Origin of the sequence: Caldimonas caldifontis (genome assembly GCF_002930615.1) — a bacterium.
Lineage (GTDB): Bacteria > Pseudomonadota > Gammaproteobacteria > Burkholderiales > Burkholderiaceae_C > Caldimonas > Caldimonas caldifontis.
This window is the reverse complement of record NZ_PSNX01000015.1, coordinates 207,579-219,608: the sequence shown is the minus strand read 5'-3', so window position 1 is coordinate 219,608 and position 12,030 is coordinate 207,579. Positions and strand designations below refer to the sequence as shown.

The window sequence follows — 12,030 nt, the reverse complement described above, 5'->3', positions numbered from 1 at the left end:
CGGTCTTCGACGCCGCGCAACATGCGGTGGGCCTGCTGCCCGTGGCAGGCCTGGGTCGGAGACCTTAAACCCGCACGGGCATTGTTCTTTCCCGGAGAAGAGAAATGGCAAAAGGCAAGTTTGAGCGGACCAAGCCGCACGTGAACGTGGGGACGATTGGTCACGTGGACCATGGCAAGACGACGCTGTAAATGGCAAAAGGCAAGTTTGAGCGGACCAAGCCGCACGTGAACGTGGGGACGATTGGTCACGTGGACCATGGCAAGACGACGCTGACGGCGGCGATCACGACGATTCTGTCGAAGAAGTTTGGCGGCGAAGCCAAGGCGTACGACCAGATTGACGCGGCGCCCGAAGAGAAGGCGCGCGGCATCACGATCAACACTGCGCACGTGGAATACGAGACGGCCAACCGCCACTATGCTCACGTGGACTGCCCGGGCCACGCCGACTACGTGAAGAACATGATCACGGGTGCGGCGCAGATGGACGGTGCCATCCTGGTGTGCTCGGCCGCCGACGGCCCGATGCCCCAGACGCGCGAGCACATCTTGCTGGCCCGCCAGGTGGGCGTGCCCTACATCATCGTCTTCCTGAACAAGTGCGACATGGTTGACGACGCCGAGCTGCTGGAGCTGGTGGAGATGGAAGTGCGCGAGCTGCTCTCCAAGTACGACTTCCCCGGCGACGACACCCCCATCGTCAAGGGCTCGGCCAAGCTGGCGCTGGAAGGCGACACGGGCGAGCTGGGCGAGCAGGCCATCATGAAGCTGGCTGAGGCGCTGGACAGCTACATCCCCACGCCCGAGCGCGCGGTGGACGGCGCCTTCCTGATGCCCGTGGAAGACGTGTTCTCCATCTCCGGCCGCGGCACCGTGGTGACCGGTCGCGTGGAGCGCGGCGTCATCAAGGTGGGCGAGGAAATCGAGATCGTCGGTATCCGCCCGACCCAGAAGACCACCTGCACCGGCGTGGAGATGTTCCGCAAGCTGCTGGACCAGGGCCAGGCGGGCGACAACGTGGGCATTCTGCTGCGCGGCACCAAGCGCGAGGAAGTCGAGCGCGGCCAGGTGCTGTGCAAGCCCGGCTCGATCAAGCCGCACACGCACTTCACGGCCGAGGTGTACGTGCTGAGCAAGGAAGAGGGCGGGCGTCACACGCCGTTCTTCAACAACTACCGTCCGCAGTTCTACTTCCGCACCACCGACGTGACGGGCGCCATCGAGCTGCCCAAGGACAAGGAGATGGTGATGCCGGGTGACAACGTGTCGATCACCGTCAAGCTGATCGCGCCGATCGCCATGGAAGATGAGCTGCCCAAGGACAAGGAGATGGTGATGCCGGGTGACAACGTGTCGATCACCGTCAAGCTGATCGCGCCGATCGCCATGGAAGAGGGCCTGCGCTTTGCCATCCGCGAAGGCGGCCGCACCGTCGGCGCCGGCGTCGTGGCCAAGATCATCGAGTAAGCCGTTTGCGTGACCCAGCACGGGGGGTTTTGCTCCCCGTTCGCAGCCTCAAACTTCGCCACCCCGGTGGCATCGCTCTTTAGGACACCGTCATGCAAAAGCAAAAGATCCGTATCCGCCTCAAGGCGTTCGACTACAAGCTGATCGACCAGTCGGCACTCGAGATCGTGGACACCGCCAAGCGCACCGGCGCGATCGTCAAGGGGCCCGTGCCCCTGCCGACCCGCATGCAGCGTTTCGACATCCTGCGCTCGCCGCACGTCAACAAGACCTCGCGCGACCAGTTCGAGATCCGCACGCATCAGCGCCTGATGGACATCGTCGATCCCACCGACAAGACCGTCGACGCCCTGATGAAGCTGGACCTGCCGGCCGGCGTCGACGTCGAGATCAAGCTGCAGTAAGGCGAAAGGCGCAGCGGCGGCTTGCAGGGCAGGCCGCATCTGCTACAATCGCAGGCTTTTCCGCAAGGCGCCCACCCCTGGTGGGCCTTTGTGGTTTGTAGTTGCGGGGCCGGCTCAGGCGGGCACCCGTGCATCAAGTCAGTCCGGCCAATCGTTGTCGGGCATTGGAGAAAACAATGAGTCTTAGCAATCGTCTCGGATTGCTGGGCCGCAAGGTGGGCATGATGCGCATCTTCACGGGCGACGGCGATGCCGTGCCGGTGACGGTGCTCGACGTGTCGAACAACCGCGTGACCCAGGTCAAAACCGTGGAGACCGACGGCTACAACGCCATCCAGGTGGCGTTCGGTGCCCGCAAGGCGTCCCGCGTGACCAAGCCCGAAGCCGGGCACCTCGCCAAGGCGGGTGTCGAGGCGGGTGAGCTTCTGAAGGAATTCCGTGTCTCCGCTGATGTGGCTGCCGAGTACAAGCCTGGCTCCACGCTGCCGGTGACCCTGTTCGCTGCCGGCCAGCTGGTCGACGTGCAGGGCACGTCCATCGGCAAGGGCTTTGCAGGGACCATCAAGCGCCACAACTTCGGTTCGCAGCGCGCCTCCCACGGTAACAGCCGCTCGCACAATGTCCCGGGCTCGATCTCGATGGCCCAGGACCCGGGTCGCGTGTTCCCGGGCAAGAAGATGTCCGGTCACCTGGGTGATGTGACCGTCACCACTCAGAATCTGGACATCGTGCGTGTCGATGAGGCCCGTCAGCTGCTGCTGGTCAAGGGTGCCGTGCCTGGCGCCAAGGGCGGTCACGTGGTCGTTCGCCCGGCCGTCAAGGCCAAGGTCAAGAAGGAAGGGGCCAACTGATGCAGCTCGAGCTCCTGAACGAACAGGGCCAGTCGTCGGCCAAGGTCGACGCGCCTGACACGGTGTTCGGTCGCGAATACAACGAAGCCCTGGTGCACCAGGTGGTCGTGGCCTACCAGGCCAATGCCCGCCAGGGTACCCGCGCCCAGAAGGATCGTGCCACCGTCAAGCACTCCACCAAGAAGCCTTGGCGCCAGAAGGGCACCGGCCGCGCTCGCGCCGGTATGACCTCGTCGCCGCTGTGGCGTGGAGGCGGTCGGATCTTCCCGAACAGCCCCAACGAAAACTTCACGCACAAGGTCAACAAGAAGATGTACCGCGCCGGCATGGCCGCCATCTTCTCGCAGCTCGCCCGTGAAGGCCGTCTGGCCGTGGTCGACTCCCTGAAGGTCGAGTCGCCCAAAACCAAGGCGCTGGCCGCCAAGTTCAAGGCCATGGGCCTCGAATCCGTGCTGGTGATCGCCGACGAGGTCGACGAGAACCTGTACCTGGCCTCGCGCAACCTGGCCAACGTGCTCGTCGTCGAGCCGCGCTACGCCGATCCGCTGTCGCTCGTGCACTACAAGAAGGTGCTCGTGACCAAGGCCGCGATCGAGCAGCTCAAGGAGATGCTGGCATGAGCGCCCCGAAATTCAACGAAGGCCGCCTGATGCAGGTGCTCGTTTCGCCCATCGTGTCCGAGAAGGCCACGGCGGTTGCCGAGAAGCACAACCAGGTGATGTTCAAGGTCCTGCGGGACGCCACCAAGCCCGAGATCAAGGCGGCCGTCGAGCTGCTGTTCAAGGTCGAGGTCGAAGGCGTGCAGGTGGTGAACCAGAAGGGCAAGGTCAAGCGCTTCGGTCGTTCCATGGGTCGGCGTGATCACGTCAAGAAGGCCTATGTGTCGCTGAAGGAAGGCCAGGAGCTCAACTTCTCCGGGGAGGCCGCGTAATGGCTGTCGTCAAACTCAAGCCCACGTCGCCTGGCCGTCGCGCCATGGTGAAGGTGGTGCACAAGCACCTGCACAAGGGCGCTCCCGAGAAGTCGCTGCTCGAGCCCCAGAAGCAGAATGCGGGCCGCAACAACAACGGCCACATCACCACCCGCCACAAGGGCGGTGGCCACAAGCATCACTACCGCGTGGTGGATTTCCGTCGCAACAAGGACGGCATTCCCGCGAAGGTGGAGCGCATCGAGTACGACCCGAACCGCACGGCGCACATCGCGCTGCTGTGCTACGCCGATGGCGAGCGCCGCTACATCATCGCCCCGCGTGGCCTGGACGTGGGTGCCACGGTGCTGAGCGGCGCGGAAGCCCCGATCAAGGCCGGCAACACGCTGCCCATTCGCAACATCCCGGTGGGTTCGACCATCCACTGCATCGAGATGCTGCCGGGCAAGGGGGCCCAGATTGCCCGCTCGGCCGGCACGTCGGCCGTGCTGATGGCTCGCGAGGGCACGTATGCCCAGGTCCGCCTGCGCTCGGGTGAGGTCCGCAAGATCCACATCGAGTGCCGTGCCACCATCGGCGAGGTGAGCAACGAAGAACACAGCCTGCGCCAGTACGGCAAGGCCGGCGCGATCCGCTGGAAGGGCATCCGCCCGACCGTGCGCGGCGTCGCGATGAACCCGATCGACCACCCGCACGGTGGTGGTGAAGGTCGCACCGGCGAGGCCCGCGCGCCCGTGTCGCCGTGGAACACCCTGACGAAGGGCTACCGGACCCGTAGCAACAAGCGCACCCAGACGATGATCGTCTCGCGCCGCAAGAAATAAGAGGACGCTATGGCTCGTTCACTCAAAAAAGGCCCGTTCGTTGACCACCACCTGATGGGCAAGGTCGAGAAAGCCATCGAGACCAAGGACAAGAAGCCGATCAAGACCTGGTCGCGTCGTTCGACGATCCTGCCCGACTTCATCGGCCTGACGATCGCGGTGCACAACGGCAAGCAACACGTGCCCGTGTACGTGACCGACCAGATGGTCGGCCACAAGCTCGGCGAGTTCGCGCTGACCCGCACGTTCAAGGGTCACCCCGCGGACAAGAAAGCGAAGAAGTAAGGAGCGGCGATGGAAACCAGAGCAATCGTTCGCGGCGTTCGTCTGTCGGTCGACAAGGGTCGGCTGGTGGCGGACATGATCCGCGGCAAGAAGGTCGACCAGGCCCTCGACATCCTGACGTTCACGCCCAAGAAGGCTGCCGGCATCATCAAGAAGGCGCTCGAGTCCGCGATCGCGAACGCCGAGCACAACGACGGTGCCGACATCGACGAACTGAAGGTCAAGACGATCTACGTGGAGCAAGGCGCCACGCTGAAGCGTTTCACGGCCCGCGCCAAGGGTCGTGGCAATCGCATCAGCAAGCCCACCTGCCACATCTTCGTGACCGTCGGCAACTAAGGGGCAGAAAGAGAACCATGGGACAGAAAATCCATCCGACCGGTTTCCGGCTGCCCGTCACGCGTGCCTGGGCGTCACGCTGGTACGCTGCGAACCGCAACTTCGGCCAGATGCTGGCTGACGACCTGCAGGTGCGCGAGTACCTGAAGGAGCGCCTGAAGAACGCCGCCGTGTCGCGCATCCTGATCGAGCGCCCCGCCAAGAACGCCCGCATCACCATCTTCTCGGCTCGTCCGGGCGTGGTGATCGGCAAGAAGGGCGAGGACATTGAGAATCTGAAGGCCGAACTGGCTCGCCGCCTGGGTGTGCCGGTCGCTGTGAACATCGAGGAGGTGCGCAAGCCCGAGATCGATGCCCAGCTGATCGCCGACTCGATCACCCAGCAGCTCGAGAAGCGCATCATGTTCCGTCGTGCGATGAAGCGCGCGATGCAGAACGCCATGCGCCTGGGCGCTCAGGGCATCAAGATCATGTCCGCCGGCCGCCTGAACGGCATCGAGATTGCCCGTACCGAGTGGTATCGCGAAGGCCGTGTGCCTCTGCACACCCTGCGCGCCGACATCGACTATGGCTTCTCGGAGGCCAAGACCACCTACGGCGTCATCGGCGTCAAGGTGTGGGTGTACAAGGGCGACCGCCTGGGCCGTGGCGAACAGCCTGCCGCCAAGACGGACGAGCGTCCTGAGGACGATCGCCGCAATCGCCGTGGCCCGCGCAGCGACCGTCCGGCTGGTGATCGTCGCCCGCCGCGTGGAGGCGCTCGTGCTGGCGCCGGCCGCAATGAGGCGCCGGCCGATGGCAGCGACAAGCCGGTCGAGGCCGCTGCTGACGCACCCAAGACGGCTGCCGTCAAGCGCGTGCGCAAAGCCGCCACCCCGGGCGCCGGCTCGGGCGAGGCCAAAGGAGAATAAGACATGCTGCAACCCGCTCGTCGCAAATTTCGCAAAGAGCAAAAGGGCCGCAACACTGGCGTGGCCACCCGTGGCGCGAATGTGTCCTTCGGCGACTTCGGTCTGAAGGCCACCGAGCGCGGCCGGATCACGGCACGCCAGATCGAGGCTGCCCGTCGTGCGATCTCCCGCCATGTGAAGCGTGGCGGCCGCATCTGGATCCGCATCTTCCCGGACAAGCCGATCTCCCAGAAGCCCGCTGAAGTGCGTATGGGTAACGGCAAGGGCAACCCCGAGTACTGGGTGGCCGAGATCCAGCCGGGCAAGGTCCTGTACGAGATCAATGGCGTGCCCGAACAACTCGCTCGCGAAGCCTTCCAGCTGGCCTCGGCCAAGCTGCCCCTGAAGACCATCTTCGTGTCCCGCCAGATCGGCACCTGATCCGCATTCGGAGTATCGACATGAAAGCATCTGAACTGCGCGCCAAGGACATCGCCGGCCTGGAAAAGGAAGTGGCGGACCTGCTCAAGGCCCATTTCGGCCTGCGCATGCAAAAGGGCACCCAGCAGCTGAGCAACACCTCGGCCCTGGGCAAGACCCGCCGTGACATCGCCCGTGCCAAGACCATCCTGGCGCAGAAGAAGAAGGAAGGAGCCGCGAAATGACGCAAGCTCAAGCCGCTGAAAAGAACACCCGCACCCTCGTGGGTCGTGTGGTGAGCGACAAGCGCGCCAAGACGGTGACCGTCCTGGTGGAGCGTCGCGCCAAGCACGAGCTGTACGGAAAGATCGTGGCCCGCTCCCGCAAGTACCACGCCCACGACGAAAAGGGCGAGTACAAGATGGGTGACCTGGTCGAAATCGCCGAAGGGCGTCCCATTTCCAAGACCAAGTCCTGGGTTGTGACCCGCCTGGTGGAAAAGGCGCGCGAGGTCTGAGACCCCGCACGGGAGCGAGCTCCCGATGGCGGATGCGGTCTTTCGGGGTCGCCTGCCGTGCAACACGGTCGGTTCGCCGCATACTGGCGACCGGCCGTTTTCATTTCCGGACCGATTTCCTTTGCACCTGAATCAGGAGACAACCATGCTGAAAGTTGGCGACAAGCTGCCCGCAGGCAGCCTGCAGGAGTTCATCGAAGTCGAGGGCAATGGCTGCTCGATCGGACCGAACAGCTTTGACATCCAGCAGGCCACCGCAGGCAAGACGATTGCGATCTTCGGCCTGCCGGGGGCCTACACCCCCACCTGTTCCGCCAGGCACGTGCCGGGCTATGTGGAGCACGCGGAAGCGTTCAAGGCCGCTGGTGTGGACGAGATCTGGTGCGTGTCCGTGAACGACGCCTTCGTGATGGGCGCCTGGGGGCGGGATCAGAAGACCGCTGGCAAGGTGCGCATGATGGCGGACGGCAGCGCGGAGTTTGCCAAGGCCACCGGCCTCACGCTGGACCTGACCGCGCGCGGCATGGGTCTGCGCTCACAGCGGTACTCGATGCTCGTCGTGGACGGGGTCGTGAAAACCCTGAACATCGAAGCACCTGGCAAGTTCGAGGTCAGCGACGCAGCCACCTTGCTCAAGCAGGCGCAGGGCTTGCGCAGCTGAGCCGCCAAGGAGGGCTGGCCTGGGGGTCTGGTGACGGGTGTTGACGTCAGGGAAAACTCGGGCCATAATACACAGCTTCGCCGGAAATCGGCTGGTCTTGCATTGCTTGCCAGGCTCGTCCAGGGTTGTGACTGGGGGTCTTGCAGCGCAGGCAGTGTCGGGGCCAGGGCGCGCCGGCTTCGCCCAACCGGGCAATCCTTCCTTCGGGTGGATTGTTCGACGGGCCCAAGACTGACCGCTTTGCCTTCCGTGATGGGCACGGGAGATTCGGCGGGAGAAGTTGGGGACTTTCATGATTCAAATGCAATCGCGACTCGATGTCGCCGACAACACTGGCGCCAAGTCCGTCATGTGCATCAAGGTGCTGGGCGGGTCCAAGCGCCGTTATGCCGGGATCGGCGACATCATCAAGGTCAGCATCAAGGAAGCTGCGCCGCGTGGCCGCGTCAAGAAGGGCGAGGTCTACAGTGCTGTGGTCGTGCGCACGGCCAAAGGGGTGCGCCGCCAGGATGGCTCGCTGGTCAAGTTCGACGGCAACGCGGCGGTGCTCCTGAACAACAAGCTGGAGCCGATCGGCACCCGCATCTTCGGCCCGGTCACCCGCGAACTGCGGACCGAGCGCTTCATGAAGATCGTGTCGCTCGCCCCTGAGGTGCTTTGAGCTTCAAGCCGAGGACAGGCCATGAACAAGATTCGTAAAGGCGACCAGGTCATCGTGCTGACCGGCCGCGACAAGGGCAAGCGCGGGGTGGTGACGGCGCGCGTCGATGCCGATCACATCACCGTCGAGGGTGTGAATGTGGTCAAGAAGCATGTCCGCCCCAACCCGATGAAGGGTACGACGGGTGGCATCGTTGACAAGACCATGCCCATCCACCAGTCCAATGTGGCGATCTACAACGCTGCCACGGGCAAGGCAGACCGCGTCGGCGTCAAGCTGCTGGCAGACGGCAAGAAAGTGCGCGTCTACAAGTCCAGCGGCGAAGAGATCAAGGCGTAAGGGGTTCGAGATGGCTCGTCTGCAACAGTACTACCGCGAAAAGGTCGTCCCGAACCTCGTCAAGAAGTTCGGCTACAAGTCGGTCATGGAGGTGCCGCGCATCACCAAGATCACGCTGAACATGGGGGTGAGTGAGGCGGTGTCGGACAAGAAGGTCATGGAGCACGCCGTGGGCGACCTGACCAAGATCGCGGGCCAGAAGCCTGTGATCACCAAGTCCCGCAAAGCCATTGCCGGCTTCAAGATTCGCGACGGTGTGCCCATCGGCTGCATGGTCACGCTGCGGGGTGTCCAGATGTATGAATTCCTCGATCGCTTCGTGACGATCGCGCTGCCTCGCGTGCGCGACTTCCGTGGCATCTCGGGTCGTTCCTTCGATGGTCGCGGCAACTACAACGTCGGCGTCAAGGAACAGATCATCTTCCCCGAGATCGAGTACGACAAGGTTGACGCCCTGCGTGGCCTCAACATCAGCATCACCACGACGGCAAAGTCGGACGAAGAGTGCAAGGCGCTGCTGTCCGAGTTCCGTTTCCCGTTCAAGAACTGAGGTGGCTCATGGCTAAGGTTTCCATGATTCAGCGCGAAGCCAAGCGCACCAAGCTGGCCGCCAAGTACGCGAAGAAGTATGCCGAGCTCAAGGCGATCGCCAACGACGCCAAGAAGAGCGACGAAGAGCGCTACCTCGCCCGCCTGGAGCTGCAGAAGCTGCCGCGCAACGCCAACCCGACCCGCCAGCGCGCCCGTTGCGAGCTGACCGGTCGCCCGCGTGGCACCTTCCGTCTCTTTGGCCTGGGCCGCAGCAAGATTCGCGACCTGGCGTTCAAGGGTGACATCCCTGGCGTCATCAAGGCCAGCTGGTAATCGGCACGATCAGGAGAAATATCCATGAGCATGAGTGATCCTATCGCCGACATGCTGACCCGCATCCGCAATGCCCAGATCGTCGAGAAGGCCAGCGTCCGCATGCCCTCGTCGAAGCTGAAGGTTGCGATCGCGCAGGTCCTGAAGGACGAAGGCTACATCGACGACTTCGCCGTGCGCGGCGAGGCCACCAAGCCCGAGCTTGAAATCGCGCTCAAGTACTACGCTGGCCGTCCGGTGATCGAGCGCCTGGAGCGCGTGAGCCGTCCGGGTCTGCGCATCTACAAGGGCCGTCACAGCATTCCGCAGGTCATGAACGGCCTGGGTGTGGCCATCGTGACCACGCCCAAGGGTGTGATGACCGACCGCAAGGCACGCCAGGCCGGCATCGGCGGCGAAGTGCTCTGCTACGTCGCCTGATCGAGGAGAGGTCGCAAATGTCCCGCGTTGGAAAAATGCCGATCGCCATCCCCCAGGGTGTGGATGTGTCGATCACTGCCGACCAGATCAGCGTCAAGGGTTCGCTGGGCTCGCTCTCGCGCCCGGTCAACAAGCTGGTCTCGGTCAAGAACGAAGGTGGCAAGCTGGTGTTTGCCCCGGTGAACGAGTCTGCTGAAGCCAATGCCATGTCCGGCACCATGCGCGCCCTGGTGGCCAACATGGTCCAGGGTGTCAGCAAGGGTTTCGAGCGCAAGCTGAACCTCGTCGGTGTGGGCTTCCGTGCCCAGGCCCAGGGCCAGAAGCTCAACCTGCAGATCGGTTTCTCGCATCCGGTGGTCAAGGACATGCCTGCCGGCATCAAGGTCGAGACGCCGTCCCAGACCGAGATCCTGATCAAGGGGGCTGACCGCCAGGTGGTCGGCCAGGTCGCCGCCGAGGTGCGTGCCTTCCGTCCGCCTGAGCCCTACAAGGGCAAGGGCATCCGCTATGCGGACGAGAAGGTCGTCATCAAAGAGACCAAGAAGAAGTAAGGAGCCGCCAGATGTTGACCAAGAAAGAACAGCGCCTGCGTCGCTCCCGTCAGACGCGTGCCCGCATCGCCGAACTGCGCGTGGCTCGCCTGACCGTGTTCCGATCCAACCTGCATATCTACGCGAGCGTGATCTCCGAGGATGGCAGCAAGGTTCTGGCCTCCGCGTCCACCGCCGAGAAGGCTGTGCGCGAGCAGCTGGGTGGTGCTGGCAAGGGCGGCAACGTGGCCGCAGCTCAGATCGTGGGCAAGCGCATCGCCGAGAAGGCCAAGGCGGCTGGCATCGAGAAGGTGGCTTTCGACCGCTCGGGCTTCGCTTACCACGGTCGGGTCAAGGCCCTGGCCGAAGCCGCTCGCGAAGGCGGCCTGCAGTTCTAAGCGCACGACCTCAAGGAATCTGAAATGGCAAAGTTTCAACCGAAAGTGGCTGACGAAGGTCGCGACGACGGTCTGCGCGAGAAGATGATCGCGGTGAACCGCGTCACCAAGGTGGTCAAGGGCGGCCGGATCCTCGGCTTTGCGGCCCTCACCGTGGTCGGCGATGGCGACGGCCGGATCGGCATGGGCAAGGGCAAGGCCCGCGAAGTGCCGGTGGCCGTGCAGAAGGCCATGGAAGCCGCACGCCGCAACATGTTCAAGGTGAACCTGAAGAACGGCACGCTGCATCACAACGTGACCGGCCAGCACGGCGCGGCCAAGGTGCTGATGGCACCCGCCAAGCCTGGCGACGGCATCATTGCCGGTGGCCCGATGCGCGCGGTCTTCGAGGTGATGGGTGTGACCGACATCGTGGCCAAGAGCCACGGGTCGACCAACCCCTACAACATGGTGCGCGCCACGCTGGACGCGTTGAAGAACAGCACCACGGCGGCCGAGATCGCGGCCAAGCGTGGGAAGTCGGTTGAAGAGCTCTTCAACTGACAGCCGGGAGAAAACCATGGCTGAAAAGAAGACCCTGAAAGTCAAGCTGGTTCGCAGTGTCATCGGCACCCGCGCCGACCACCGTGCCACCGTGCGCGGTCTGGGCCTGCGCAAGCTCAACAGCGAATCGGTGCTCGAAGACACGCCCGCTGTGCGCGGAATGATCAACAAGGTGAGCTACCTGGTTCAGGTGGTTCAGGCAGGCTGAGGACGATCATGCAACTCAACTCCATCAAGCCGGCGGCAGGTGCGAAGCACGCCAAGCGCCGCGTGGGCCGGGGCATCGGTTCGGGCCTGGGCAAGACCGCCGGTCGTGGTCATAAGGGCCAGAAGTCGCGTGCCGGTGGTTACCACAAGGTGGGCTTCGAAGGCGGTCAGATGCCGCTACAGCGCCGCCTGCCCAAGCGCGGCTTCAAGTCGCAAAGCCTGAAGTTCAACGCCGAGGTCCGCCTGGGTGACCTGCAGCGCCTGGAATCGGCCGAGATCGACCTGCTCACGCTGAAGCAGGCCGGTCTGGTCGGCGAACTGGTGCGCAACGCCAAGGTGATTGCCGCGGGTGAACTCAGCCGCAAGGTTGTGCTCAAGGGCGTGTCGGCCACCGCCGGCGCCAAGAAGGCGATCGAGGCGGCTGGCGGCTCCGTCGCCGAGTAAGCCGTACAGGCAGCAGCAACAGGCTCACGAGGA

General features: G+C 63.9%; 23 protein-coding genes. All 23 read left to right on the top strand.

What is annotated here, in order from left to right:
• The first annotated feature begins 191 nt into the window (after positions 1-191).
• The 23 genes from tuf (at position 192) to rplO (ending at position 11,997) form a co-directional block, all read left to right on the top strand.
• Positions 192-1,469 (top strand): elongation factor Tu, encoded by a 1,278-nt coding sequence (gene tuf / locus C1704_RS15660; protein WP_104303669.1) that lies wholly within the window; start codon positions 192-194, stop codon positions 1,467-1,469.
• A gap of 92 nt (positions 1,470-1,561) precedes the next feature.
• Positions 1,562-1,873: a 30S ribosomal protein S10 gene (gene rpsJ / locus C1704_RS15655; protein WP_019561663.1), complete on the top strand. Its 312-nt coding sequence runs from the start codon at positions 1,562-1,564 to the stop codon at positions 1,871-1,873.
• 176 nt (positions 1,874-2,049) lie between these two features.
• A complete protein-coding gene (gene rplC / locus C1704_RS15650; protein WP_104303668.1) occupies positions 2,050-2,724 on the top strand; it encodes a 50S ribosomal protein L3 in 675 nt (224 codons plus the stop codon).
• On the top strand, positions 2,724-3,344 hold the full coding sequence (rplD, locus tag C1704_RS15645) for a 50S ribosomal protein L4 (protein ID WP_104303667.1): 621 nt from the start codon (positions 2,724-2,726) through the stop codon (positions 3,342-3,344). Before rplC ends, rplD begins: the two co-directional genes overlap by 1 nt.
• Positions 3,341-3,655, top strand: a complete 315-nt coding sequence (gene rplW, locus C1704_RS15640; protein WP_104303666.1) for a 50S ribosomal protein L23 — start codon at positions 3,341-3,343, stop codon at positions 3,653-3,655. The genes rplD and rplW overlap by 4 nt, the downstream gene beginning before the upstream one ends.
• Entirely contained in the window at positions 3,655-4,479 is an 825-nt protein-coding gene (gene rplB, locus C1704_RS15635) for a 50S ribosomal protein L2 (protein ID WP_104303665.1), read from the top strand. Before rplW ends, rplB begins: the two co-directional genes overlap by 1 nt.
• 9 nt (positions 4,480-4,488) lie before the next feature.
• Positions 4,489-4,764, top strand: a complete 276-nt coding sequence (gene rpsS / locus C1704_RS15630; protein ID WP_104303664.1) for a 30S ribosomal protein S19 — start codon at positions 4,489-4,491, stop codon at positions 4,762-4,764.
• A gap of 9 nt (positions 4,765-4,773) precedes the next feature.
• Complete coding sequence (rplV, locus tag C1704_RS15625; RefSeq protein WP_104303663.1) at positions 4,774-5,103, top strand: 50S ribosomal protein L22; 330 nt, start codon at positions 4,774-4,776, stop codon at positions 5,101-5,103.
• A 17-nt stretch (positions 5,104-5,120) separates the two neighbouring features.
• Positions 5,121-6,014: a 30S ribosomal protein S3 gene (gene rpsC, locus C1704_RS15620; RefSeq protein ID WP_104303662.1), complete on the top strand. Its 894-nt coding sequence runs from the start codon at positions 5,121-5,123 to the stop codon at positions 6,012-6,014.
• Positions 6,015-6,017: 3 nt separating this feature from the next.
• On the top strand, positions 6,018-6,434 hold the full coding sequence (gene rplP / locus C1704_RS15615; RefSeq protein WP_104303661.1) for a 50S ribosomal protein L16: 417 nt from the start codon (positions 6,018-6,020) through the stop codon (positions 6,432-6,434).
• 20 nt (positions 6,435-6,454) lie between these two features.
• Positions 6,455-6,658, top strand: a complete 204-nt coding sequence (gene rpmC / locus C1704_RS15610) for a 50S ribosomal protein L29 (RefSeq protein WP_104303660.1) — start codon at positions 6,455-6,457, stop codon at positions 6,656-6,658.
• Positions 6,655-6,930, top strand: coding sequence for a 30S ribosomal protein S17 (gene rpsQ / locus C1704_RS15605; RefSeq protein ID WP_104303659.1), 276 nt, complete (start codon positions 6,655-6,657; stop codon positions 6,928-6,930). Before rpmC ends, rpsQ begins: the two co-directional genes overlap by 4 nt.
• Before the next feature lie 145 nt (positions 6,931-7,075).
• Complete coding sequence (locus C1704_RS15600; protein WP_104303658.1) at positions 7,076-7,591, top strand: peroxiredoxin; 516 nt, start codon at positions 7,076-7,078, stop codon at positions 7,589-7,591.
• Positions 7,592-7,883: 292 nt separating this feature from the next.
• Positions 7,884-8,252, top strand: a complete 369-nt coding sequence (gene rplN / locus C1704_RS15595; RefSeq protein WP_028997289.1) for a 50S ribosomal protein L14 — start codon at positions 7,884-7,886, stop codon at positions 8,250-8,252.
• A gap of 21 nt (positions 8,253-8,273) precedes the next feature.
• Positions 8,274-8,591 carry a 50S ribosomal protein L24 gene (gene rplX, locus C1704_RS15590; RefSeq protein ID WP_104303657.1) on the top strand — a complete coding sequence of 106 codons (318 nt, stop codon included), beginning with the start codon at positions 8,274-8,276 and terminating at the stop codon, positions 8,589-8,591.
• Between the two features lie 10 nt (positions 8,592-8,601).
• Positions 8,602-9,141, top strand: a complete 540-nt coding sequence (gene rplE, locus C1704_RS15585; protein WP_104303656.1) for a 50S ribosomal protein L5 — start codon at positions 8,602-8,604, stop codon at positions 9,139-9,141.
• Between the two features lie 8 nt (positions 9,142-9,149).
• On the top strand, positions 9,150-9,455 hold the full coding sequence (gene rpsN / locus C1704_RS15580) for a 30S ribosomal protein S14 (protein ID WP_104303655.1): 306 nt from the start codon (positions 9,150-9,152) through the stop codon (positions 9,453-9,455).
• A 24-nt stretch (positions 9,456-9,479) separates the two neighbouring features.
• Positions 9,480-9,875, top strand: a complete 396-nt coding sequence (gene rpsH, locus C1704_RS15575; RefSeq protein WP_104303654.1) for a 30S ribosomal protein S8 — start codon at positions 9,480-9,482, stop codon at positions 9,873-9,875.
• A gap of 17 nt (positions 9,876-9,892) precedes the next feature.
• Entirely contained in the window at positions 9,893-10,426 is a 534-nt protein-coding gene (gene rplF / locus C1704_RS15570; protein ID WP_104303653.1) for a 50S ribosomal protein L6, read from the top strand.
• Positions 10,427-10,437: 11 nt separating this feature from the next.
• The gene (gene rplR, locus C1704_RS15565) at positions 10,438-10,803 is read left to right on the top strand and encodes a 50S ribosomal protein L18 (RefSeq protein WP_104303652.1); all 366 of its coding nucleotides are present in this window, start codon (positions 10,438-10,440) and stop codon (positions 10,801-10,803) included.
• A gap of 24 nt (positions 10,804-10,827) precedes the next feature.
• On the top strand, positions 10,828-11,346 hold the full coding sequence (rpsE, locus tag C1704_RS15560; protein ID WP_104303651.1) for a 30S ribosomal protein S5: 519 nt from the start codon (positions 10,828-10,830) through the stop codon (positions 11,344-11,346).
• A 16-nt stretch (positions 11,347-11,362) separates the two neighbouring features.
• A complete protein-coding gene (rpmD, locus tag C1704_RS15555) occupies positions 11,363-11,554 on the top strand; it encodes a 50S ribosomal protein L30 (protein ID WP_019561683.1) in 192 nt (63 codons plus the stop codon).
• Positions 11,555-11,562: 8 nt separating this feature from the next.
• Positions 11,563-11,997 carry a 50S ribosomal protein L15 gene (gene rplO / locus C1704_RS15550; protein WP_104303650.1) on the top strand — a complete coding sequence of 145 codons (435 nt, stop codon included), beginning with the start codon at positions 11,563-11,565 and terminating at the stop codon, positions 11,995-11,997.
• Positions 11,998-12,030 lie beyond the last annotated feature (33 nt).